The sequence below is a fragment of the Streptomyces sp. NPDC037301 genome (genome assembly GCF_055602785.1).
This window is the reverse complement of record NZ_JBVJWD010000041.1, coordinates 22,879-45,967: the sequence shown is the minus strand read 5'-3', so window position 1 is coordinate 45,967 and position 23,089 is coordinate 22,879. Positions and strand designations below refer to the sequence as shown.

At 69.3% G+C, this 23,089-nt stretch carries 23 protein-coding genes and 1 pseudogene; 14 read left to right on the top strand and 10 right to left on the bottom strand.

The annotated features are described in order from the left end of the window. Positions 1-2,382: an ABC transporter permease gene (locus ACZ7IB_RS38155; RefSeq protein ID WP_470919047.1), complete on the bottom strand. Its 2,382-nt coding sequence runs from the start codon at positions 2,380-2,382 to the stop codon at positions 1-3. Next, positions 2,382-3,149 (bottom strand): ABC transporter ATP-binding protein, encoded by a 768-nt coding sequence (locus ACZ7IB_RS38150; RefSeq protein ID WP_470919045.1) that lies wholly within the window; start codon positions 3,147-3,149, stop codon positions 2,382-2,384. The genes ACZ7IB_RS38155 and ACZ7IB_RS38150 overlap by 1 nt, the downstream gene beginning before the upstream one ends. Positions 3,150-3,259: 110 nt before the next feature. Between ACZ7IB_RS38150 and ACZ7IB_RS38145 the strand changes: the two genes are divergently transcribed. The 8 genes and pseudogenes from ACZ7IB_RS38145 (at position 3,260) to ACZ7IB_RS38110 (ending at position 10,929) form a co-directional block, all read left to right on the top strand. Next, entirely contained in the window at positions 3,260-4,480 is a 1,221-nt protein-coding gene (locus ACZ7IB_RS38145) for a sensor histidine kinase (RefSeq protein ID WP_470919044.1), read from the top strand. Then, positions 4,465-5,112, top strand: coding sequence for a response regulator (locus tag ACZ7IB_RS38140; protein WP_470919043.1), 648 nt, complete (start codon positions 4,465-4,467; stop codon positions 5,110-5,112). The genes ACZ7IB_RS38145 and ACZ7IB_RS38140 overlap by 16 nt, the downstream gene beginning before the upstream one ends. A gap of 132 nt (positions 5,113-5,244) precedes the next feature. After that, the gene (locus tag ACZ7IB_RS38135) at positions 5,245-5,556 is read left to right on the top strand and encodes an ArsR/SmtB family transcription factor (protein ID WP_470919042.1); all 312 of its coding nucleotides are present in this window, start codon (positions 5,245-5,247) and stop codon (positions 5,554-5,556) included. A gap of 87 nt (positions 5,557-5,643) precedes the next feature. Then, positions 5,644-6,852, top strand: coding sequence for an MFS transporter (locus ACZ7IB_RS38130; RefSeq protein ID WP_470919041.1), 1,209 nt, complete (start codon positions 5,644-5,646; stop codon positions 6,850-6,852). 15 nt (positions 6,853-6,867) lie between these two features. Then, a pseudogene (locus ACZ7IB_RS38125) lies at positions 6,868-7,098 on the top strand (hypothetical protein); the annotation flags it as partial. Next, positions 6,996-7,583, top strand: coding sequence for a hypothetical protein (locus ACZ7IB_RS38120; protein ID WP_470919039.1), 588 nt, complete (start codon positions 6,996-6,998; stop codon positions 7,581-7,583). The pseudogene ACZ7IB_RS38125 and the gene ACZ7IB_RS38120, both read left to right, overlap by 103 nt. Beyond that, positions 7,577-8,362, top strand: a complete 786-nt coding sequence (locus tag ACZ7IB_RS38115; RefSeq protein ID WP_398631818.1) for an ABC transporter ATP-binding protein — start codon at positions 7,577-7,579, stop codon at positions 8,360-8,362. Before ACZ7IB_RS38120 ends, ACZ7IB_RS38115 begins: the two co-directional genes overlap by 7 nt. Next, positions 8,362-10,929: an FtsX-like permease family protein gene (locus tag ACZ7IB_RS38110; protein ID WP_470919038.1), complete on the top strand. Its 2,568-nt coding sequence runs from the start codon at positions 8,362-8,364 to the stop codon at positions 10,927-10,929. Before ACZ7IB_RS38115 ends, ACZ7IB_RS38110 begins: the two co-directional genes overlap by 1 nt. Before the next feature lie 40 nt (positions 10,930-10,969). On the opposite strand, the gene ACZ7IB_RS38105 is transcribed toward ACZ7IB_RS38110, so the two are convergent. Next, positions 10,970-11,179: a hypothetical protein gene (locus ACZ7IB_RS38105; protein WP_470919037.1), complete on the bottom strand. Its 210-nt coding sequence runs from the start codon at positions 11,177-11,179 to the stop codon at positions 10,970-10,972. 151 nt (positions 11,180-11,330) lie between these two features. Here ACZ7IB_RS38105 and ACZ7IB_RS38100 point away from each other — a divergent pair, with 151 nt between their 5' ends. The 3 genes from ACZ7IB_RS38100 (at position 11,331) to ACZ7IB_RS38090 (ending at position 13,589) form a co-directional block, all read left to right on the top strand. Beyond that, complete coding sequence (locus ACZ7IB_RS38100) at positions 11,331-11,894, top strand: DinB family protein (RefSeq protein ID WP_470919036.1); 564 nt, start codon at positions 11,331-11,333, stop codon at positions 11,892-11,894. 257 nt (positions 11,895-12,151) lie between these two features. Then, entirely contained in the window at positions 12,152-12,979 is an 828-nt protein-coding gene (locus ACZ7IB_RS38095) for a hypothetical protein (protein WP_470919035.1), read from the top strand. Positions 12,980-13,112: 133 nt separating this feature from the next. Beyond that, positions 13,113-13,589 (top strand): GNAT family N-acetyltransferase, encoded by a 477-nt coding sequence (locus tag ACZ7IB_RS38090; protein ID WP_470919033.1) that lies wholly within the window; start codon positions 13,113-13,115, stop codon positions 13,587-13,589. Between the two features lie 36 nt (positions 13,590-13,625). Here the strand turns inward: ACZ7IB_RS38090 and cpt are convergent, their stop codons facing one another. Together cpt and ACZ7IB_RS38080 are read right to left on the bottom strand one after the other, a co-directional pair. Further along, positions 13,626-14,147, bottom strand: coding sequence for a chloramphenicol phosphotransferase CPT (gene cpt / locus ACZ7IB_RS38085; protein WP_470919082.1), 522 nt, complete (start codon positions 14,145-14,147; stop codon positions 13,626-13,628). A gap of 106 nt (positions 14,148-14,253) precedes the next feature. Continuing rightward, positions 14,254-16,083: an acyl-CoA dehydrogenase family protein gene (locus ACZ7IB_RS38080; RefSeq protein ID WP_470919032.1), complete on the bottom strand. Its 1,830-nt coding sequence runs from the start codon at positions 16,081-16,083 to the stop codon at positions 14,254-14,256. A gap of 575 nt (positions 16,084-16,658) precedes the next feature. Between ACZ7IB_RS38080 and ACZ7IB_RS38075 the strand changes: the two genes are divergently transcribed. Further along, a complete protein-coding gene (locus ACZ7IB_RS38075; protein ID WP_470919031.1) occupies positions 16,659-17,006 on the top strand; it encodes a hypothetical protein in 348 nt (115 codons plus the stop codon). Between the two features lie 97 nt (positions 17,007-17,103). After that, positions 17,104-17,658, top strand: a complete 555-nt coding sequence (locus ACZ7IB_RS38070; RefSeq protein ID WP_470919030.1) for an NADPH-dependent FMN reductase — start codon at positions 17,104-17,106, stop codon at positions 17,656-17,658. A gap of 132 nt (positions 17,659-17,790) precedes the next feature. On the opposite strand, the gene ACZ7IB_RS38065 is transcribed toward ACZ7IB_RS38070, so the two are convergent. Together ACZ7IB_RS38065 and ACZ7IB_RS38060 are read right to left on the bottom strand one after the other, a co-directional pair. Continuing rightward, the gene (locus tag ACZ7IB_RS38065; protein ID WP_470919029.1) at positions 17,791-18,546 is read right to left on the bottom strand and encodes an IPT/TIG domain-containing protein; all 756 of its coding nucleotides are present in this window, start codon (positions 18,544-18,546) and stop codon (positions 17,791-17,793) included. Positions 18,547-19,098: 552 nt separating this feature from the next. After that, on the bottom strand, positions 19,099-19,404 hold the full coding sequence (locus ACZ7IB_RS38060) for a hypothetical protein (protein ID WP_470919028.1): 306 nt from the start codon (positions 19,402-19,404) through the stop codon (positions 19,099-19,101). Between the two features lie 203 nt (positions 19,405-19,607). On the opposite strand from ACZ7IB_RS38060, the gene ACZ7IB_RS38055 reads away from it, so the two are divergent. Continuing rightward, positions 19,608-20,174, top strand: a complete 567-nt coding sequence (locus ACZ7IB_RS38055; protein ID WP_470919027.1) for a MepB family protein — start codon at positions 19,608-19,610, stop codon at positions 20,172-20,174. A gap of 42 nt (positions 20,175-20,216) precedes the next feature. On the opposite strand, the gene ACZ7IB_RS38050 is transcribed toward ACZ7IB_RS38055, so the two are convergent. From ACZ7IB_RS38050 to ACZ7IB_RS38040, 3 genes are all read right to left on the bottom strand, one after another. Continuing rightward, positions 20,217-20,765 carry a hypothetical protein gene (locus ACZ7IB_RS38050; RefSeq protein ID WP_470919026.1) on the bottom strand — a complete coding sequence of 183 codons (549 nt, stop codon included), beginning with the start codon at positions 20,763-20,765 and terminating at the stop codon, positions 20,217-20,219. 62 nt (positions 20,766-20,827) lie between these two features. After that, complete coding sequence (locus ACZ7IB_RS38045; RefSeq protein WP_470919025.1) at positions 20,828-21,430, bottom strand: TetR/AcrR family transcriptional regulator; 603 nt, start codon at positions 21,428-21,430, stop codon at positions 20,828-20,830. Further along, positions 21,427-22,929, bottom strand: coding sequence for an MFS transporter (locus tag ACZ7IB_RS38040; RefSeq protein ID WP_470919023.1), 1,503 nt, complete (start codon positions 22,927-22,929; stop codon positions 21,427-21,429). Before ACZ7IB_RS38040 ends, ACZ7IB_RS38045 begins: the two co-directional genes overlap by 4 nt. Positions 22,930-23,089: the final 160 nt, after the last annotated feature.

The window sequence follows — 23,089 nt, the reverse complement described above, 5'->3', positions numbered from 1 at the left end:
CTACGCCGCCTCCCGCTGCATGGTCCGCCAGGTGACGACCACGCTCGCCCCAACTGCCAGCACGAGGCAGCCGAGGATCACCGCGGCGATGGTGGACAGGTTCAGGTGCAGGCCGATATCCGTGGAGGTCGCCTGGGACAGTCCGGACGCCATGCCGGCCAGCGGGCCCAAGGTCACCAGGACGCCGAGTGCCGCGCCGACGGCCACGACGAGGGTGGTCTCGGCAGCGGAGAACAGCAGTAGCTGCCGTACCGTGCCGCCGGCCGACTTCATCACGGCGAAGTCGCGGCGCCGGCCGTGCGCGGTCATGGCCATGCTGTTGGCCACGGCGATCCCGCTGTAGCCGACGGCGATGACGATCAGCATGACCGCGAGGCTGTCGGTCAGTTTCGCGTCGGTGGCGTAGTCGTCGAGCGCGTACTGCACCGCGTCGTGCACGGCCGTGCCGGGAACGACCGAGGCGGGCTTCGACTTCAACGGGACGAAGATGTCGTCGGTGAGCGCGGCCGGGTCGTGCGCGCGCACGAGCTGACGGGACATCACGAAGTCGCCTCGGGCGGGGTCGTCCGGCAGGACCTGGGCGATGCGCAGCTTCACCGTGGCACCGTCGGCGAACCTCACCGCGTGGTCGTCACCGGCCTTCACACCGAGGAAGTCCGCCATCTTGTTGCCAAGCACCGCCTGGCCCGGCTTGTTCCAGCGCGTATCGCGCGAGCCGAGCGCGTCGATGACGGTGAGCGTGCCGTCCTTGTCGCGGACGAAGGCCCGGGTCGGCAGCGCGGCCTTGCCCACCGGGTTGGCGGCGACCGCCTCGTCGGTGTTGCCCGGGGTCTTGTCCGGCGTCACGATCAGCTGTCCCATGAGCTTGAGCGCGTCGCCCGCCGGGTACGCCACACGCATCGTCTCCCCCATGCCGCTGAGCAGGACGGCGAAACCGACAGCCGCGATCACCGGGGCCGCAAGCGAGGCCGCCCGGCGCGAGTCGGCGCGCAGTTCCGCCCGCACGAGAAGCGGGACGGCCGAGCCGAGACGCTTGAAGGGCGAGGTGAGCGCCCGTCCGACGGGGCCGACGCACACCGGGGCGAGCAGCGCCGCCGCCACGATGAGCACCATCGTCGCGAAGATCGCCATGTTGATCCGGGCGTCGGCACCGACAGTGGCGGTCACGATCGCGAGCACCACACCGAGGCCGAGCACGGTCAGGCCGCCGGTCCAACGGGCGCGGCTCATCATCCGGCTATTCGCCCTGCTGTCCAGCAGTGCCTCGATCGGCGCCACCCGCGCGGCCATCCGGCCGGCCGACCACGCCCCCAGGACGCTGACGCCGACACCGATCGCGGCCGCCGTGAACAGCGGCCACATCGCCACCCGCACCTTGAGCTCCGGGGGCGTCACGTCGAGCCCCTGCAGGATATTGCGCAGCAGCGGCGCGGCCCCGATGCCCACCAGGCAGCCTGCCAGCGAGCCCAGCAGGCCGATGAGGCCCGCCTCGCCCAGGATCATTCGGCGCACCTGGCTCGGAGATGCACCGATCATCCGCAGCAGACCGATCTCCCGCCGCCGCAGCCCAGTCGCCAGGACCAGCATGGACGCGACCACGAAGACGGTGGTGAACAGGCCGAGCGTCGCCATGGCTCCGATGAGCTGCGTGCCGAGGAACCGCTTGTGTTCCACGTACGCCGGCTGGAGCGCGGATCGGCCGTCGCCAGAGACCACGGTGCCTTTGTCGCCGACGACTCTCTCGGCCCTTGCCTTGATGTCGCTGACGGACGCGCCTTTGTCGGCGAGGATCGCGATGGCGCCGACGCCCGGCTGCTGCCGCGTGGCGAAGTCGTCGGTGAAGTAGTAGCCCGGTCCGTCCACGGTACCGACCACGCGGAACTCGGTACGCCCGGCGGTGATGTTCACCGTGAGCGTCGTGCCTGCCGCCACTCCGAGCGCCCGGTCCACCACGACCTCGTCGGCCCCGGCGGGCGCCCGTCCCGTGACGAGGTTGTACGGCGCGAGCCGTGCGCTCGACCAGCCGTGCCCCGCCTCCAGGGCTCCTTCGTCCTCGACCGGCTTGCTGCCGAGGAACGCCTGCGCGTAGAACGAGCGGTCCACCACCACGGAGCCCACGCCCGGCGCCGCGCCCAACTTGTCGATCAGCGGCTGGGCCTCGTCGCGGCTCCACGGCACCCGGTCTTCCGGGGTCTTGTCCTGGTTGACCGCCTGGTCGGGGATGGCGATCGCGGAGGCGGCCGACAGCCGGGACTGGACCTTGGGGCGGGAGGAGTCGTAGATGATCAAGGTGGTGGTGATGAGCGCCACGCCGACCAGTACCGCGACGAAGGCCGCAAGAAAGCCGGCCCAGCGTTCACGGACGTTCGCGAAGACCAGCATCACGCCTCCAGGCTCGCCATGTGCGCCGCGATCGAGGCCGCGTTGCGGCCGTCGGAGTCGCGGCTGAGGCTGATCCGGTCCGCGAGGCGGCCATCCTTGAGGAACACGACCACATCGGCGACCGCAGCGGCCACCGGGTCGTGGGTGACCATGAGGGTGGTCTGCCCCTCCTTGTCGACCAGCAGGCGCATCATCCGCAGCACCTCACGCGAGGTGGCGGTGTCCAAGGCACCGGTGGGCTCGTCCGCGAACAGCACGTCCGGCCGGGTCACCAGGGCGCGGGCGAGCGCAACGCGCTGCTGCTGACCACCGGACAGCTCGCTGGGCCGATGGCCGGCCCGCTCGGCCAGCCCGACCGCGGCGAGCCCGGCGTCGACCTGCTGCCGGCTGACTCGGCGCCCGGCGAAACGGGACGGAAGCTCCACGTTCTGCGCCGCGGTCAGCGATTCGACCAGGTTGAAGGCCTGGAACACGAAGCCGATGTGGTCGCGCCGCAGCTTGGTGCGCTGCTTCTCGCTCTCCTGGCCGATGTCGACGCCGGCCAGCATCACCCGCCCCTCGGTGGGCCGGTCCAGGCCGGCCGCACACTGCAGCAGCGTGGATTTCCCGGAGCCGGACGGCCCCATGATGGCGGTGAACGTCCCGCGCGGAAAACCGATGGAAACGCCGTCCAGCGCGGCGACCGAGCGGTCGTCGGCCCCGTAGATCTTCCGGACGGTCTGCAGCTGAACCGCATCCGATGCGGGTGCCTGCCTGGTAGTGGTCATGGGGTCGATTTCAGTGGAGCGACTCGGTGCACCACATTGATCTGCGCTCTACTTCGCAAGTAGTGCTAGCTCTACCGCGGTGAAACAGTCGCCTGCCATACCGTTGCCCCATGCGTCCCAGAACGGCTTGGCAGGCGATGACTCAGCGTCCACTGAGCTTTTTGACCTCCACTTGGCCGTGGCGGTCACTGGCGTACTTGGCCACCGGTGTCGTGGTCGGCGCGGCCGCCGTGGCGGTGTTCGTGACCGGGCTCGTGGCCGGGCTGATCCTGCTGGTGGTTCTGGTCGGCGTGGCCCCCCTCGTCGGCGTCGTCCTGTCCTCGATCACCGTGGCGACGGTCGAGCGGCTCCGACTGCGTCTCGTCGACCTCGACGGGATGCCGGACCCGCACCGGCGGCCGGAGGAGCCCGGTTTCCGGGCCTGGATGTCGACCCGCCTGACCGAACAGGTCACCTGGCGGGAACTGCTTTTCACGCTCATCTCCGTGGCGGCGTTGTGGTGGCTGGACCTGCTGGTGCTCGCCTTCTCCTTCGGTCTGCCGGCGCTGACCTTCCAGGCGGTCGACAGCGCCACCTGGCCATGGGCGGTCTTCGGCGCCATCGTCCTGCTGGCCTCGCCGTACACCGTGACGTCGTGGGCCGGTGCGCGCGCCGCGCTCGCCCGGACCTTCCTCGCCCCGCGCGACGACGAGCTCGGGGAGTCGCTGAAGGAGGTGCACGCGTCGCGGGTGCGGCTCATCGACTCCTTCGACGCGGAGCGCGTACGCATCGAGCGCGACCTGCACGACGGCGCGCAGCAACGGCTGGTCTCGCTCGGGATGACGCTCGGTCTGATGCGTCTGGACATCCCCGAGGGGTCCCCGCTCGCCGCGCAGCTCACCGAGGCCGAGAACCAACTCTCCGCCATTCACCAGGAGTTGCGCAGTCTGATCCGTGGGCTCAGTCCCTCGGTGCTGGCGGACCACGGCCTGGTCGCCGCAGTCGAGGACCATGCGAGCCGCTTCCCCGTCCCGGTCACCGTCGATCTCCAGCTGCCAGGAAGACTTCCCCGGCAGCTGGAGACCAACGTGTACTACCTGATCAACGAGGCCATGACGAATATCGCGCGACACAGCGGCGCCCGGAGCGCAAAAGTGCACGGCCGCTACCACTCCGACATGCTGGTCCTCGAGATCACGGACGACGGACACGGCGGCGCTGATCCGGCCGTCGGAACCGGTCTGACCGGCCTTGCCGACCGGCTCACCGCCTTGGACGGCCGCATGCGCGTGTCGAGCCCAACCGGTGGTCCGACTCTTCTCCATGTGGAGATCCCATGTCACTTCGCGTGATCCTCGCAGAAGACGCGGTCCTGTTGCGCGAAGGGCTGGTCGGCCTGTTGCAGCGGTTCGGCCACGAGACGCTCGCCGTGGTCGGCGACGCGGACGCACTCGTCGAGGCCGTTCACCGGGACCGGCCGGACCTGGTGATCACGGACGTACGGATGCCGCCCTCGAACGGGGACGACGGGCTGCGTGCGGCCGTCGCCCTGCGGGAGACGTACGCCGGGCTGCCGGTGCTGGTGCTCAGTCAGTACGTCGAGCGGTCGTACGCCCTGCAACTGCTCGATTCGTGCAACGGCGCCGCGGTGGGCTATCTGCTGAAGGAACGGGTCGGTGCGGTCGCCGACTTCATGGCGGCGCTCGACCACATCGCCGCCGGCGGGACCGTGGTGGACCCTGAGGTGATCCACCAGCTCGTCAAGCTCCACCCCGACCCTCTGGGGCGGCTCAGCGCCCGCGAGAAGGAGGTACTGAGCCTGATGGCGGAAGGACGGTCCAACGCGAACCTGGCGGCGCACTTGTTCATCAGCGAAGCCGCCATCAACAAACACATCGGCAGCATCTTCAATAAACTCGATCTGCCGGTCTGCACGGACGGGCATCGCCGGGTCCTGGCGGTGCTGGCGTTTCTCGGAGCCTGATGCCGTACGTACTCCTCCGCGGTCTGCGGTTCGTCGAATTCGGCTTCACCCCTTCCGGTCGATTTGACTTGCCACTACATATCGCGAAAGCTAGATGCATCCCCATGGAGAGGCGGACGGAGAGGCAGACCGATGGACCCCCTGGCCGTACACAAGGCGCTCGCCAACCCCGCGCGCCTGCAGTTCATGCAGTGGCTCAAGGAGCCGGAGAAGCACTTCGACGAGGACTCCTACCGGCAGCAGGGGCTCGGCTTCCACATCGGCGTGTGCGTCGGCGACATCCAGAAGCGCGCCGGGCTGGCACAGTCGGTGGTGTCCGGCTACCTGCAGACCCTGAAGGACGCGGGGCTGCTCACCTCGGAACGCATCGGCAAGTGGACGTACTACCGACGCGACGAAACGATGATCGCCGAGTTCGCCGCGCACGTCCGCGACGAGCTGTAGTCCACCTGTAGCCCACCCGATTTCCGCGCGCATACCCTCTCCCGCAACTCAATGTATCTACTTTTCTAGATTTGATGAAAGGTCGCGATGAGAAAGACCTCCCTCACCGTCCTGGTGCTCGCCCTGGGCGTGTTCGGGATCATCACCACCGAGATGGGCATGGTCGGCGTACTCCCCCAGGTCTCGGCCGAGCTCGGTGTCACGCCGTCCGCCGCGGGGTGGCTCGTCGGCGTCTTTGCCCTGGTCATCGCCGTGTCCGGGCCGTTCACCACACTGCTCGCCTCCGGCGTCGACCGCAAGAAGGTGCTCGCCGCCGCAATCGCGGTGTTCGCCGTCTCCAATGCCGTCTACGCGCTCACCACGCAGTACGAGGTGATGCTGGCCTTCCGCATCGTTCCCGCCCTCTTCCATCCGGTGTTCTTCGCGGTCGCGCTCGCGACCGCCGCGCGGCTGGTGCCCGCCGGGGACGCGACCCGGGCCACGACGACCGTGTTCGGCGGAGTCACCGTCGGCTTCGCCTTCGGTGTGCCGCTGACCTCGTACCTCGCCGAGCATGTGTCCCTGGCGTCGGCGTTCTGGTTCGGTGCGCTCGTCAACCTGATCGCCTTCCTCGGCATCCTGCGGTTCGTTCCGTCGATGCCTGTCGGGCAACGGGTGTCCTACGGTGCCCAGTTGAGCGTTCTCAAGCGGTCCCGGATGTGGCTGACCATTACGTCGGTCGTCCTCGTCTTCGCGGCGATGTTCTCGGTCTACGGCTACTTCGCCGAGTACCTCGGCCAGGTCACGCACATGGACGGCACCTGGGTCAGCGCCATGCTGATGGCGTTCGGCGTCATCATGATCCTCGGCAATTTCGTCTTCGGCGGGCTGCTGCGGCGCAACCTGATTCGCACGGTGGTCGCCTACCCCGTCCTGTGTCTGCTCGTCTACGTACTCCTGTACTCCGTCGGCCCGCTGTTCGCGCCGATGGTCCTGGCCGTACTGGTCTGGGGGGCCGTGCACTCGGGCGGGCTCGTCGTGAGCCAGAGCTGGCTGGGGAGGGACGCCGTCGACGCGCCCGAGTTCGGCAACAGCCTCTTCATCTCGTTCTCGAACCTCGGCATCACCGTCGGAACCGCGGTCGGGGGCTGGGTCCTGGCAGAGTACGGTGCCCGTCAACTCGCCTGGGCAGGAAGCGGGTTCGCGGTCGCCGCACTGATTGTCATGGCTCTGCGGCTGGGACTGGACCGCACCGGTGCGCGACAGACGCCGCCCGCCGGCCAGGAGGTCTGGACACTCGGGGACGTACGGAGCTGAGACGACCGGAGCCGGCCATCGGGACTGCACCAGGCCGCCAACCGCAAGAAGAAGGGCAGCCGGGGCGGACGACCCGTCTCCCACGACGCCGAGCTCCACAAAGACCGCAACACCGTGGAACGCTGCACCAACAAGATCAAGGCGTGGCGCGGGATCACCATTCGCTACGGCAAGACGCCCGAGAGCTGCCTCGCCGCGCGGCCGGACTCCTCGGCATCGGCTTCCTGGCCCTGCACATCACCGTGAAGATCGCGGGCCACCGCATCGGCCCCGGCGATGCCCTCCTCACCCGCCAACTGCTCCCCACAGCGGCCGACTTCCGGCACGCGCTGGGCGCCCTGGCCTGCCACCTCTTCCTGCTGGCCGCCGCCACCGGCGTCTGGCGCGGTGTCTTCGCGACCTGCCGCCGGATCCGCCCGTTCCGTGTCCTGCGCGGGGCCTCGTACGCCGGCTGGGCCGCCGCCGTGGTCCACGGCCTCACCGCGGGCCGGCCGCCGGCCCCCTGGGTGGTCGCCTCGTACGCGGCCTTTCCGGCCGCCGCCGGGCCCAGATGCAGCGCCGCGGACGCGCCTCGGCCCACCGGCGAGCACCGGGTCAACTTCCCCAAACGGCCCCGGAGTAGATCGAATACAGAACTACGGACCACGCTCGACTCGATGCCATATACGCTCGAAAATCACCCCCTGAGACCCGGAACCGCACTATGGAGAGGACAGGTCGCAACATGGTGACCGAGACGAGCGGCCCTTCCCTCGACAACGGCTACAACACGGTCAACCGGGGGCACGCCCTTCGTCTGGCCGACGTGACCAAGGTGTACGGCAGGAACGACCGCGGCGTCCGTGCCCTGGACGGGGTCTCCGTCGGGATCGAGCGCGGCTCCTTCACCGCGGTGATGGGCCCGTCGGGCTCCGGCAAGTCGACGTTCCTGCACTGCGCGGCCGGCCTCGACAAGCCGACCACGGGCCAGTCCTACATCGGGGACACCCAGCTCAACGACATGAACGAGACCCAGCTGACGAAGCTGCGCCGCCGGCGCATCGGCTTCGTCTTCCAGGCGTTCAACCTCATCCCGTCCCTGTCGGTCCGTCAGAACGTCGAGCTGCCACTGCGCCTCGCGGGCGAGAGCCTCGACAAGAACTGGCTCGACGAGATCCTCGGCCGCGTCGGCCTGGGCGGCCGGGCCGCCCACCGGCCCGCCGAACTCTCCGGCGGCCAGCAGCAGCGCGTCGCCATCGCCCGCGCCCTCATCACCCGGCCCGACGTCATCTTCGGCGACGAGCCGACCGGCGCCCTCGACACCGTGACCGCCAAGGAGATCCTCTCCCTGCTGCGCTCCTGCGTGACCGAGACCGGCCAGACCGTCGTCATGGTCACCCACGACCCGGTGGCCGCCTCGTACGCCGACACCGTCCTCTTCCTGGCCGACGGCAAGATCGCCGGACAGATGGACGCCCCGACCGCCGACCTCGTCGCCGAGCGCATGACACACCTGGGAGCGTGGGCCTGATGCTGCGCTACGCACTGCAGACGCTCAAGGCCAGAAAGGGCGGCTTCATCGGCGCCTTCCTCGCCCTGTTCTGCGCCGCCGCCCTGGTCACCGCCTGCGGCATCCTCCTGGAGACCGGTCTGCGCGGCACCATCGCCACCGAGCGCTACGCCGCCGCCCCAGTCATCGTCGGCGCCGACCAGAACGTCCACCAGACCACCATCAAGGAGAAGAAAGGCAAGGTCAAGAAGAAGCACAAGGCGAAGCCGCTGGCCGAGCGGGTCTGGCTGCCCGCGGGGACCACCGAGACTCTCGCCGGCCTGCCCGGTGTACGCAAGGCGGTGGCCGAGACGAACTTCCCGGCGTACGCGGTCGGCCCCCAGGGCCGGATCGTGCCGGGCATCGACGGCAAGCCGTCCTACGGCCACGCCTGGTCCTCCGCCGCACTGACCCCGTTCGAGCTGACCGACGGCAAGGCACCCGCGGGCGCCGACGAGGTCGTCCTCGACCGGGAACTCGCAGCCCGCACCGGCCTCAAGACCGGCAGCAGCCTCGTCATCCAGTCGACCGGCGCCCCGACGACGTACAAGGTCAGCGGCATCGCGGCGGCCAAGGGCGGCGACCTGCACCAGCAGACCTCGCTGTTCTTCTCCGACGAGACCGCCCGCGACCTCTCCGGACGGGCCGGCCAGGTCGCGGCCGTCGGCCTGCTGCCCAAGCCCGGCGTCTTGGCGAGCGAACTCGCGGACCAGGCCAAGAAGGCCCTCGCCGGCGACGGCCGCAAGTACGCCGTCGCCACCGGTGGCGAGCGCGGCCCCATCGAGTTCCTCGACGCGGGCAAGGCCCGGGTCAAGCTCGTCTCCATGGGCGGCGCCATGGGCGGTACGTCGCTGCTCGTCGCGATCCTCGTCGTCGTCGGCACATTCGCGCTCTCCATCCAACAGCGATACCGCGAGCTCGCCCTGCTGCGCGCCGTCGCCGCGACCCCCAAGCAGGTCCGTCAGCTGATCGGCCGCGAGGCCCTGATCATCGGCGGCCTCGCGGGCGGACTCGGCTCGGTCGTGGGTCTGCCCATCGCGTACTGGCTGCACAGCAAGTTCATCGATTTCAAGGCCATCCCCGACACCCTCGAACTCACCTTCAGCTTCGTGCCGTTCACCGCCGCCTTCGGCGCGGCCCTGCTCGGGGCGTGGGTCGCGGCCCGCATCTCCGCACGCCGCACCGCCCGCATCCGCCCGGCCGAGGCCCTGTCCGAGGCGTCCATGGAACAGCGCCACTTCGCGTGGGGACGGCTCGGCGTGGGAATGCTCGTCCTGGCCCTCGGCATCGGTGTGGTCGTCCTGCTGGGCTTCCTGCACACCGAACCGGCCTCGCAGCCCGTCACGTTCCTGTCCGTCGTGGTCCTCGCCGTCGCGGTCTCGCTGCTCGGCCCGGTCATCGCCCGCGTCGCCGTCGCGATCCTCGGGATACCGCTGAAGTTCTCGCGCGTCGGCGGCCACCTTGCGACCGCCAACGCCCGGGCCAACGCCAAGCGGATGGCCGCTGCCGTCACCCCACTGGTCCTGCTCATCGGCATGGCCTGCACCGTCCTGTTCGTGCAGACCACCATGGGCGACGCCGCCTCGGCCCAGGCCAAGGCGGGCAACAAGGCAGACTGGGTGGTCGCTTCGAACGGCCCCGGCGTCCCCGCCCAGGCGGCGGACGCGCTGCGCGCCGTACCGGGCGTCACCCAGGTCACCGAGATCGTCCGGACCCAGGTCCGCGTCGGCCTCGACAAGTACCCGGCGCAGGGCATCTCCGCGCAGGGCCTCACCACGAACTGGGACCCGGACGTCTCCCGCGGCAGTCTCAAGGGCTTCGGGGACAAGAGCATCGCGATGAGCGACGTCTCCGCCGACCACCTCGGCAAGAAGCCCGGCGACACGCTCAAGGTGACGCTCGGCGACGCCACCGTGGCCGAGCTGAAGGTCGCCGCCGTCTACGAACGGGGTCTGGGATTCGGCGACCTGACCATGTCGCACGACCTGGTCGCCCGGCACGTCGACAACCCGCTCGCCTCCTCCGTCCTCGTCAAGACGGCCGGTGACGGCAAGGCGGGCCGCGAGCAACTGACCGGCGCCCTCAAGCGCTTCCCGGGCATCGGCGTCCTCGACCGCACCCAGGTCGACGACCTCCAGGCCGACGTGCAGCAGTCCAACGCCGAGGTCAACTACCTCGCGATGGGCCTGATCATCGCGTTCACCGCGATCGCCGTGGTCAACACCCTGGCCATGTCGGTCTCGGACCGCACCCGCGAGTTCGCCCTGCTGCGGCTCGTCGGCACGACCCGCCGCCAGGTGATGTCGATGCTCAGGATCGAGTCCGCCCTGATCGTCCTGGTCGCCGCGGTGCTCGGCACGGCCATCTCGCTCGCGGTGCTCACCGCCTTCAGCGTCGGGATGACGGGCGTCGCCCAGCCGTCCGTCGACCTGCCGATGTTCCTCGGGGTCCTCGGCTTCGCCGCGGTGCTCACCGCGGTGGCGACGCTGGTCCCCGGTCGCGTCGCACTCGGCGGACGCCCGGCGGACGTCATCAACGCCCGCCAGTAGGCCGACGCACCACGTCAACACCGCAGGGGTGTACGGCAGTTCAGCTCCCGTGCACCCCTGAGTGCTGCACGAAGGCATCACGTGCGGCGTCCAGCCGGCGGAGATCGTCGATCCTGGCGTCCGCGAACCCCTTCGGGGTCAGCTGCTCGACGACGGCGACGAGTGCGTTCTGCTCGGCCTCGGTCAGTTCCACGACGGCGCCGGCCGCTGCTGCCGAAAGCGGCAGGGAAAGCGTATGGGTCCCGGGCATGTGGACGTTCCTTGGGCCGGTCGGAAATTTCCGCCGCGCTCCACCTGCGCAGGGCGGTGATCCGGCTCCGCAGCCTCCGCCCCGCCACATGATCACAATCCAGAGAGACCCTAGTGTGGCTCCCACGAGCCGACCAGGAGGGCCAAGACCCATGGGGACGACGAGCGCGAACGACTTACCGGGCGGTGAGCGCGACGATCTGCTCACGCTCGTCGCTGATCAGCGCACCAACTTTCTCTATACCGTCGCGGGCGTCGGCGATGAGCAGGCCGGCATCGCCGCCACCGTCAGCGAGCTGACGCTCGGCGGCCTGATCAAGCATCTCGGCGAAGTACAACGGACGTGGCTCGCGGTGGTCGACGGTACGGCGCCGGGCAAGGTCGACTGGGCCGATCTCGACCCCGACGGCAACCGGATGACCAAGGGCGAGACCCTGGCCGGGCTGCTCGATGCCTTCCACGCGGCGGCAGCGGAGTTCGATCGCACGGTCCGGCAGGAGCCCGACCTCGACCGCCTCGTGACTCTCCCGCAGTACCCGTGGTCGCCGCCGGAACCGATCACCTGGACCGTCCGCCACGTGCTGTTGCATGTTTTCCGGGAGATCGCGCACCACAGTGGGCACGCGGACATCATCCGCGAGGCGCTGGACGGTGCCAGTACTACGGCTCGCATGGTTGAGGCCGCCTCGCGCGGCGGCGATGTGGCCGGCGGCTGACGGCGGGCGACCGGGGGCGGAAGCGGGTCGGAGGAGGCGGCTGGAGGGGCTCGGCTCCGGTGAAGCATGTGCGTCCGAACGAGTGCCGATCAGGCCGTCTCCGGGACGCGCGGCAGGGAGTTTCAGGAGACTGGCAGTCAGTGCTGAAGGTGGCTCTTGAAAGTTCGCACCGAGGTCGATTTCCGGCCACAACACAACGCCCCGTACGCTGCAACATATCGGTCACCATCGGTCGGCCGGGAGAGAAGGGCGACAACATGACCTCCGAGACCAACACACTCGGCACCATCGATGCCACAACTGCCTTGCTGCAGGCGGAACTTCCGCGCCTGGAGCAGCACCAGCAAACCCTGGAAAAGGAGCTCGCGACCGTCACCGAGCGTCTGGAATCGGTGCGGACCGCACTGACGGCGCTGCGTTCGCTGTCCACTTCCCCTGTTTCCTCCTCGACCACGGAGGCGCAGGAGGCCAGGGCGGAGGACGTCAAGGCAGAAGCCGTGGACGTCAAGGCGGCGGAGACCGAGAGCGTTGCGGCTCCCAAGATTCCGCAGCAGGCTCAGAAGTCCATTGACTCCGCCGTCCCGGCGGAGGTCCCGCAGGAGCCGGCAGCGGCCGCCCCCGCGCGCCGCACCGCCCGGAAGACTTCTGCACCCAAGGGCCGCAAGCAGGCTCCCGCCAAGCCGAAGAGCGAGGGCGGGCAGGCCAAGAAGGCCGTCGCCACCAAGTCCGCCAAGCCCGCGAAGGCCACCGCGCCTGTCAAGGACGCCAAGCCCGCAAAGGCCACCGCGCCCGTCAAGGACGCCAAGCCCGCAAAGGACGCCAAGCCCGCAAAGGCCAGGGCGACGAAGAAGGCAGCGCCTGCCGCACCCGCCGTCGACGACAGCGGCAGCCTCACCGAGATGGCCATGAAGGTGCTGTCCACGTTCGGCGACACACCTGTCCGTGCCCGTGAGGTCACGAAGGCCCTGGGGCGTGAGCTCACCCCCAGCAGCATCAACACCGTCCGCAGCACCCTGGACCGGCTCGTCGGCACCTCCCGGGCGCACCGCGCCGGCCGAGGCCTGTACCAGGCGCCCGCCAACTGACGCTTCCTGCAAGGGAGTTCGTTCAGACGCCCCCGTCACGGCCCGATGGCCGTAGCGGGGGCGAAGGCGCTCCTGCATCGTGCGCCGGCTGTTAATACCAGTGGTTTTTCAGCACGCTCTGTAGGTTGCAGACATGTCTTCATCACTTCGCCTCGAAGAGGTCACGTCCGACAACGTCGAGGCCGCCTGCCTGCTGAAAGTACGCCCCGACCAGGACGGGCTCGTGAAGCCGGTCGCCTGGTCGCTGGCTCAGGCGTATGCCGCACCCGAGGTCGCCTGGCCCCGGCTGATCTTCGACGGTGAGCGGCTCGTGGGCTTCGTCATGGCCTTCTTCGATGTCCGGTTCGATCCGGACAAGCCGGACGACAGGCTCCGCTCCGGGCTCTGGCGGCTGAACATCGCCGCCGATGAACAGGGTCGCGGTTACGGCCGCTTCGCCGTGGAGGCGGTGTGCGAGGAGATACGGCGGCGCGGGCAGACGCGTACGACCGTGACCTGGGTTCCCGGGGCGCACGGGCCCGAGAGGTTTTATCTGAAGCTCGGGTTCCGGCTGACCGGGGAGATGAGCGGGGATCAGGTCGTCGGTGAGCTGGAGCTCGGCGACGTGTAGTGCTGTCGCCGGAAGCGGCCGCAACAACCCGATGGATCACTCGATGCGTTCGGCGATGATCCGCGCGCATTCCATGGACTCGCTCCGCGTCGTGTCCACCTCCAGGTCGTAGATCACGCCCCGGTGGACCACGTCCGCCTGCGACGCCGCCATTCCCGTGACCCGGTCGCCGCGCGCGATCTCACGGGCTGCGGCAACCGCGCTCTCGCACCGGACGCCGACCCACAACACCTGCACTCCGCCGAGCGCCTTCTGCCATCGCTGCTGGGACGCCGCCCCGCCGAGGAAGACCTCGTCGACGATGACCCTGGCTCCGGCCCGGGCCATCGTGGCGACACCCTCGATCCACGCCGTCTCCAACGTACGGAAATCGGGGCCGACGGTCACCTCACCGTCCGGAGCGAACTCGATGCCCGCGTCCGACGCCTGCATGGACGCGGGCATCGCCTGGATCAGTGTGTCGACCCCGAAGGCCAGCCAGGGGTCCGGCAGGACCGCCTGCAGGCACCGGGCGATCCCGGACTTCCCCGAGCTGGAGCCACCGTTGAGCACGATCATCCGGGTCATCACCGCGCCACTCTAGGGCCGTGTCCCCTGTGGTGACACGCCCTTTACCGGCACGACGCCGCCGGGCGCACGGCTCGGGGATCTCACTCCGATGCTCTCACCGGCGCAGCAGGCTGCCTTCGATGCCATCGAAGGCATCAGGATGGTTGATGGGATGGTCACGGAGAACGTCCTCCACGACGGCGAATCCGTTCGTGAGGGTCAAGGCCTCGGGTGCGAGGTCTGCGACGACGCTCTCGGCCGCGTCGGGGAGCTGCCTCACCTGAGCGCTGGTCAGGTAGCCCTCCGCAAGCAGGTCTCCGCTGTGAGCCGCCACACGGCGCAGGGTGAACAGGCGGTGCAGCAAACGCAGCTGGCGCTGCGCTTCGGGGTGAGGAGCCTGGTCGGCGGCGTCCAGAAGAGCTTGGGCAGCCTGGCTGTGTGCGTAGGCGTCGACCAGTTCCAGAGCCGGTGTGACGGCGGTGTTCCATCGGTTGAGGGGATTGCCGGCCGGTGCGCTGCGCAGGCGCGTACGTGCACGCTGGTGCCAGATGCGTTCGATGTCCGCCAACAGGTCTTGGAGGAAGAACGGATCGTCGAGGTCGCGAGCCTCGGGCGGCGCGTCACGGGGCTCCTTCGGAGTGAAGTGTCCAAGAAGCATTTCGCCGGCGGCCTTGACCCAGATGACGAGGTTGTCACCCTCCGCGGTGATGGTTCCCTCGTTGGCTGCCAACTGACCCGCGATTCCGTTGGCCAGGAAGAGCCCCTGTGCACCGCAGCGTTCGCGGCACTCGGTCATGACAGCGCGGGCCCGCCAGGTGATCCAGCCCTTGGCTATGGCTGCGAACCGCTCACCGTTCTCCCGCTCCGGCTCCGTTGCCTGCGCCCACTGCCGTACCGCGGCGCGGTGCAGGAGAGTCGCGGCGTAGGTGGTGGCGATGGCGTCGAGGAGCGGAGCATGGTGGCTGCGGTGAGCGAACAGCGGAACGCTGCCGCCGGCTGTCACGCCGGAAGTCTGCCTCGCGTGGGCGTGCCGTACGGCCACAGCGAGCGCGTGGCGCGTGACGCCGAGGCTGTAGGCGCTCATACAGAGCTTGCCGGCGGTGACGCGGCCGATGGAGTGCAGGAAACGCTTTCGGGGGCTGCCGATCGAACTCGTGAAGTCGCCTTCCGGTGTGAGGCGTCCGTGGTCGGACTGCAGAAGCGCTTCTTGTGGCAGACGGACGTTGTCAAAGGATGTAATGCAGTGGTCGACAGGGGCGGTGGCTGTCTGAGGCAGCCTGCGTATCTCGACTCCTGGCATCGGTCGCCCGGTCTCGTCGCTGAGCGGAGTAAGAAACAGGAAGACGCCCTGGTCTTTGCCGTCCGTGATGAGGCGGGCGGCGACGACAGCGGTTTTGGGACCGCCGGTGGAGCTGGTGTTCGGCATGAACTTGCGGGCGGCCGCACTGGGAGTGTTCAGCACGAACTCGCCCGCGGTTCGGTCGTACGTGGCGGTGGTCTCCAGTTGGGAGGCGCTGTTGCCGTGCCCGGCCTCCGTGCACAGAAACGTTCCTGTACGCCGCAGCTCGACGAACTCCCGCAGATCGCGGTTCGGGCCCGACGTGTGCTCCAGGAGGCTGCCGAGGAAGAGGTTGTAGTGGATGCTCGCCACCGTTCCCAATCCCGCGTCCACCGGGCCGACCCATTCGTGGAGTGCCGCGAGTCGTTCCACATCGACCACGAAGTCCTCGGGGCTGTCGAGCGCCTCGTTGATCAGACGTAAACGCTCGTAGGACAGTGCGGCACGTTCATCAGGCGACAGCCCTTCTCTGAAGCTGAACGGCTCAGTACTGAACAGCTTGCGCCAGGGCTCGTGGAGCTGATCCAGTCGTTCGCCGAAGAGCGCCTGCGTCAGCGCTGCGACGGTTGAAGAGGCCTGGTCAGAGGGGATTGAGGTGTTGATCACTTTCGGAACGCTAGCTCATACGTTCAGTGAGCACGGCGTGATGATCAACACGATTGAGATCACCCGGATGTTGGTACTCGCTCGTTTCGAGGTGCGGGTATCCCTGCTCTCCGGGGGTGCGTGAGGCCCTTCTCGACGCTCCTGATCAATACGCCCAGGGGGCCGTCAATGCCACGCCGCAGAGTGAGAGTTCCGAGCGGTCGGCTGTGCGCGGGGGCGCATTCGGAGCTGTTGCCGGAGTGGGAACACTGCAGCTGCTCACCCTCCTCGGTCATGCCCTCTACACCTCGCAGAGCACCTTCAAGTTGCAACAGGGACGCCATCGGCGAGTACCTCGACACCGTACGCGCCACCAAACGACCGGACCCCGCCTCCGAAGCGCCGCCCGTGCTGTCGTGAGCGGCTGCGGCGGCGGTCAACTCGGCGAGCGCGGCACATGACCCACATGGCCGTCGGCAGAACCGATTCGGCAGCTCCCGTCCGGGTGACGGAACCCTATATCTGACAGTAACCGCAGGTCAGCGGCACAGACTTGGGCCGGTTCCGATTTCTTTCCCGCACAAGGAGTGCCCTTCATGCGTCTTCGTTCCACCGTGGCTGCCGCCTTCGGCGCGCTCGCGCTCATCGTCGCTGTGCCGACCTCGGCCGGCGCGGCCTCCGGAGACTTCGGCTACATGTACAGCGGTCTCGACGGCTCCCCGCGGGTCGCCTTCCTGTTCGACCCGCCGAGCAGGGTGTGCATCACCCTGCCCGAGGTCGCCGACCCCGGTTCGTCGAGCCCCGCCCACTCTCCGCGGAACAACACCGACGCGACCGCCGTTGTCTTCACCGGCGTCGACTGCGAGGGCGAATTCTTCCTCCTCCGGCCGAACGGCGGCCACGCCTCCAGCCGGCTGAAGCTCCGCTCCGTCGCCTTCGGCTGATCCCGCCGGCATCGCGCAGACCGAGAGAGGGGCCGTCCCGGGGGCGGCCCCTCTCTCATGCGGGGAATGAGGGCCGCCCGTCACTGGTTGACGGGACATGCCGACGCACCGTGTGGTCCTTTTGCTGTCCGGAAGTCTGCGCAGCGGCTCCTCCAACGAGACCGTGTTGCGCACCGTGCAGGCTGTGGCGCCTGCGGGCGTGCGGACCGTTCTCTACGGTGGCCTCGCGGCGCTCCCGCACTTCAATCCCGATGACGACGCCGACCCGCTGCCGGAGCCGGTGGTCGCATTGCGTGCGGCGATCGACGAGGCGGATGCCGTTCTGGTCTGTACGCCGGAGTACGCGGGGACCCTGCCGGGGGCGTTCAAGAATCTGCTGGACTGGACGGTCGGCGGCACCGAGATCTGTGACAAGCCGACCGCGTGGGTGAACGCCGCCGCCCCCGGCCGTGGCCAGGGCGCGGAGGCCACGCTGCGGACGGTGCTCGGCTACACCGGTGCGGACATCGTGGAGCCGGCCTGCGTACGGATCACCGTGGACCGGAACGCGGTCGACGCGGACGCGGTCATCACCGATCCGGGCGCCCGCGAGCAGTTGGGGCGGGTGCTCGGGCTGCTGACGGGCCGGGCCGCGGAGGTCGAGCGCGGATAGGTCACACTCATAGACCCTTCCCAGGCCGGGGACGTGATCGGCATGACCACCCTGCCCCTCAGCGACCGCGCCTACGTCGACGCGGTCGCCGCTCTACGGTCCGATGGACCGTCTCACGGCCGGGACTCTTGGTCAGATGCCGGGAGTGGCGAGGTAGGTGAATCCGTCTGCTGCCAGGGCGGTCCCGGCGGCGTTGGTGACCCGGACGTCTGACGGGCCGGGCGCGCCGTCGGTGGTGGGCGGGGCGACCACGGACAGGGTGGTCGCGTTGATGACAGTGAACGGGGCGGGAACGGCACCGAAGGTGACCGAGTCGGTCGTGTCGAAGTTGGTGCCGGTGATGGTCACTGCCGTCCCTCCGGACGCCGGGCCGGAGTTGGGGGCGATGGTGGTGATGGTGGGGTTGTCGATGTAGGTGTAGGACAGGCCGTTGTTGGTGCCGCCTGCGGTCGTCACACTCACCGACACGGTTCCGGCCGCGGCACCTGCGGGCACTGTGACGCTGACCTGACTGTCGGAGATCACCGTCGGGGTGGCGGTGACAGCGCCGAAGGACACACTGGTCGCGGTGGACAGCCCGTTGCCGTTGACGGTGATGCTGTTGCCGCCGCCCAGCGGGCCGGAGGTGGCACTCAGTGAGGACTCGAACGGGGCGCCGACATAGAAGAACGGCACCGGGTTGCTGGTCCCGCCCGGGGTGGTCACGGTGACACCGACCGTGCCGGCCCCCGAGGGGGACACGGCAGTGACCTGGGTCGGCGAGACCTGGGTGACGCCCGTCGCGGACTTGGAACCGAACTTCACCGCGCCGGCGTTGGACAGGTTCGTGCCGGTGATGGTCACCAGAGTGCCGCCACCGGTGGAACCCTCGTTCGGAGAGATAGGCATGACTGTTCTCCCTTGCTGGATGAGACGGACGGAGAAACCACGAACCGGCCGATCAGCCACACCGCCTGACAGCCGGCAACCAGCCGGCAATCCAGGTGAGCGAGCAGTTCCAGAGGGACATGCGATGCCGCACGGCAGCCGCCCTGCGCACAGACGCAGAAAACCGGCGGACGTCGCCATTACCACGTTTCCTCGGCACGGGATGGGCGACCCGCCGGTTCGATATCCACAGTGACCCATGCGGCCGCATAATCAACAAGGGCATAAGCAGAAGAATCAGCCATATGGAGTACACCGAGACGAGGTCGGCCAGCAGATGGAGCTTGTCGGCGGTGAGCTCAGCACTGGGCACGCAACCGGCCCCGCGCCGCCACCGGCACCACCGACCTCTCGTAGGCCAGGGCGCCAGGCTGGACACTGCGGGCCCCGGGATTCCTCGGGGCCCGCAGTGAACCGTTCCGGGTTTGATGGAGACTCTCGTCAGGGCGAGGCAACTGCGGCCCGCCCGGCGGGAGTCGGGCGACCGAGTGACTGTCGGCAGGGGCTCCGGGGTCAGGCGCTGATCGCCCAGATGAGGGTGATGGTGCCGACGAATCCGATGGCGCCGAGGGTGGTTCCGGCGATTGCGGTCCACAGGCGGCCGGTGCCGTGGCGGGCGTAGTGGATGCCCGCCGCACCGAGGGTGACGGCGAGGGCTCCGGCGAGGATCGCCCATGGGAACGTGACGAACGCGAGCGCGAGCCCGGGCACCCATGCAGCTATGGCGGAGATGGCAGAGAAGGCGCCGAGGACGAGTGCGGTGGGGCCCAGGGCGACGGCGGGTGTGTCGGTTCGGTCGGGCACCGTCGGCTCAGGCATGAACCGTTCCCCCTTTTGAACGAGTTCAAATCGTGCGCCAAGCATAGCGCCGGGAGGGCGGCGGAGTGGCCGAGGGCAGGGCATGGCGAAGCCCCGCCGGCCGGGCGGGGCTTCGGGGCCGGCCGCGGCGGCCGAGCACGGGTGCGGTCGGCTCCATGCACTCGTCGGCGCCCCGCCTGCGGCGCGATGGCAGAATCGGATGAATGACGACGTCTTGTGGGCCCGGACCCGCACCCGAGCCCTGGTCGTGCGACGGGCCGATGCACGCCGACCTTCTCGCGGCGAAGGCGCTGGTCTACGACCCGTGCGGGTTCATATGTTCCCGGCCGGTGCCCGAGGCGGAGAGCGCCGAGTACGGGGCGCATGTACTCACCGTGGACGGCGCAGCCGTCAGGTTCCGGGTGGCCAGGACGACCCCGACGAAGGTCGGCCAGTTCGTGACGGTGTGGAAGCGGTCCGCCGGTGGGCCGATTCAGCCCTACGACTCCGAGGACCCTGTCGATCTCTTCGTCATCAGCACCCGTGACGCCGGCCATTTCGGGCAGTTCGTGTTTCCGCGGGACGTGCTCTGCGAGCGGGGCATCGTGTCGAGGAACGGTTCCGGTGGGAAGCGCGCCTTCCGCGTCTACCCGCCCTGGGTGAAGACGACCAATCGCCAGGCCGGCCGTACGCAGGAGTGGCAGGCGGACTATTTCCTGCGTGTGGGCCTGCCCACGGAGGAGGGTGGGGCGGTCGACCCGGGCCGGTCCCGGGCGCTCTATCACCCGTGACGGCGCGGCCCGCCCGGCGCGGTCGGCACAGGACGGCAGCCGTCAGCGGTAGTCCTCCGGGTGGCCCTGCATCCAGGTGTTGATGCGGTCGCGGGTGCCGATCAGTTCGGAACGGTGCTTCTCCAGGCTGGCCGTGGAGGTGTCACCGTTGAGCGTCTTGCGCAGGGCGCTGATCCAGGCCAGCGGCTCCTTGAAGTGGCCGGGGCCCTGGGCGTCCGCCTTCATCGCCTTGTCCAGGCGCGCCAGCTCGTCGTTGACCCGGCCCAGGAAGTAGGCACAGTTCGCCGATCCCGGGGTGCAGCTGTCGTTCAGCGTGGCCTGGAGACCCGCGAAGGCGTCGCGTACGGCCTCCGGCCTGTTCCCGGCGGCCCCGGCTTCCGCACTCGCCTCGTCCGAGGCGCTCTTCGCCGCGGTGGCGTCGTCGGCCGCCTTGGCCACGGCCGACGCCTTCGCGGACGGCGCCGCATAGGGAACGTCGTCGCCCGGTCCCTGCGAGGTGGAGACGCTGGTGCAGCCCACCAGGAACGCTCCGAGAACCGCCGCCGCGGCCACGGCCGTTGCAGCGCCGCGCGCGTTGGTGCGGATGGACATGAGGCCCCCCTCTTCCGGTTGGCCCAGACCTTACATCCCCGGTCCGGCGTCGCCCCCGTTCCTCACCCCGTGATCAGGGTCTGCAGCGCGGGTGCGTACAGGTCCGCGATGTGTTCGGGGGTGGCGTCCGCGCCTGCGCCCTCGCGGTGGAGGCTGAGGGTGGCGCCGAGGCCGAGGAGGTGGCCGGCGATCAGTTCGGCGCGCAGGGTGCGTTCGGGGCCGGTGAGGCGGGCGGCCAGGGCGTCGGTTACCTGTTCGTGGAAGCGGTCGCGCAGCAGGGAGCGTTCGTCACGGTTGCCGAGCGAGAAGACGACCCGCAGCAGTGGGTCGGACTGCAGTTCGCGGCGGCGGCTCACCAGCGTCACCACCATGTGGCGACCCAGCATGTCGAGCGGCGCGTCGAAGAGTTCGGCGGCTGCGGGGCCGAAGTCGGCGACGGTGTTGAAGAGTTCTTCCTTGCGGCCGAAGTGCTTGACGACCAGGGACGGGCTCACTCCGGCGTCGGCCGCGATCCCCCTTATGGTCACCTCGGCGTAGGGGCGCTGCGTGAACGCCCGGCGGGCGGCGCGCAGGATCGCGTCCCGGCCCGTGCCCGGATCGACAGCGGTCGGCTCCGGTCCCGGGGCCGGAGCCGGGGCCGGAACGGTGGCCTGGCGGCTGGTCATGCGCCCTCCTGGATCGGCATCGTCCGCACACCGTCCTTCCGGTCGCCCGGGGCGTTGCGGCTCTCTTCGACCGTACCCGCCATGGGCGTACGGCTGCCCGGCAGGCACAGCGTGACCAGCAGCGCCGCGAGCGCCGCGCCCGCCGCGATCAGGAAGACCACCTGGTAGGCGTGGAGCGTCGGGGCCGTCCGGCCGCCCGCCAGGAACGTGATGTTGGCGAGGACCGCGGCCACCGTCGCGCTGCAGAAGGCCTGCCCGATCGACCGCATCAAGGTGTTGAGGCCGTTGGCCGCGCCCGTCTCACCGACCGGGACGCCGCGCATGACCAGCGCGGGCAGCGCCGAGTACGCGATGGCCGTGCCCGAGGCGACGACCGTCGCACCGGCGATGATCAGCCAGAAGCTGTGGCTGGTGAAGTACCGCACCACATAGCCGGCCGCGATCACGCCCGCCGCCAGCGCCAGACTCACCTTCGGACCGTACTTCGCGGAGATCCGCGCCGAGACCGGCGAGAGCGCCACCATCATCACGCCGCCCGGCAGCAGACACAGCCCGCTGACGACGAGCGAGGCGCCGAGCCCGTAACCCGTCGCCTTCGGCTCTTGCACCATCTGCGCGGTGACCAGGGAGTTCGCATAGAAGGCGAAGCCGATCAGCAGGGCGGCGACGTTGGTGAGCAGGACGGCCGGACGGGCCGAGACCCGCAGATCGACCATCGGCGTCGGGACGCGGAGCTCGTACGCACCCCAGACCAGCGCCACGACGACGGCGGCCACCAGCAGACCGACCGTCCGCGCCGACGTCCAGCCCCAGTCGGCGCCCTGGGTGACCGCGAGCAGCAGACAGACCAGGGCCCCGGACAGCCCCAGCGCACCGACGGCGTCGAAACGGCCACGGGTACGGAGCGGGGATTCCGGTACGCACCGCAGCACCAGCACGATGTCGATGACGCCGATCACTCCCAAGACCCAGAACATCGTGTGCCAGTCGAAGTTCTCGACGACGAGGGCGGCGACCGGCAGCCCGACCGCCGCGCCGATGCCGAGTGTGGAGCTCATCAGCGCCACGGCGGACAGCACCCGCTCGGGCGGGAGTTCGTCGCGCAGGATGCTGATGCCCAGCGGTACGACGGCGAGCGCCGCACCCTGCAGGGCGCGGCCGGTGATCAGCACCCCGATGTGGGAGCTGACCGCGCACAGGACCGAGCCCACCACCAGCACCATGAGCGAGGCGACGAGCACCCGCCGCTTGCCGTACATGTCACCGACCCGGCCCAGGACGGGCGTGAAGACGGCGCCGGTGAGGAGGGTGACGGTGACCAGCCAGCTCGCGGCGGCGGGGGTCGCGCCGGTGAGGGCCGGGATGTGCGGGAGGAGCGGGACGACGATCGTCTGCATGACCGCGACCACGACACCGCAGAACGCGAGGACGCCTACGGCGAAACGGGGATGCGGGGCCTCGTCCGTGGCGGCGGTCGGGGCAGGTATGTCCGCGGGCATGGCTCTCCGTACGGTGCTCGGCGGCAGGGGCTTCGCGCAGGGGTGCACGCTCGTTCACCCCAAGGGTAAACGCTTGTGCACCCCCTCGGCGACAGGAAGTCCGCACGCCGCGTTAGCCTCGAAGACCCGGGCTCCGGGTCCGGACAACTCAGACAAGAAG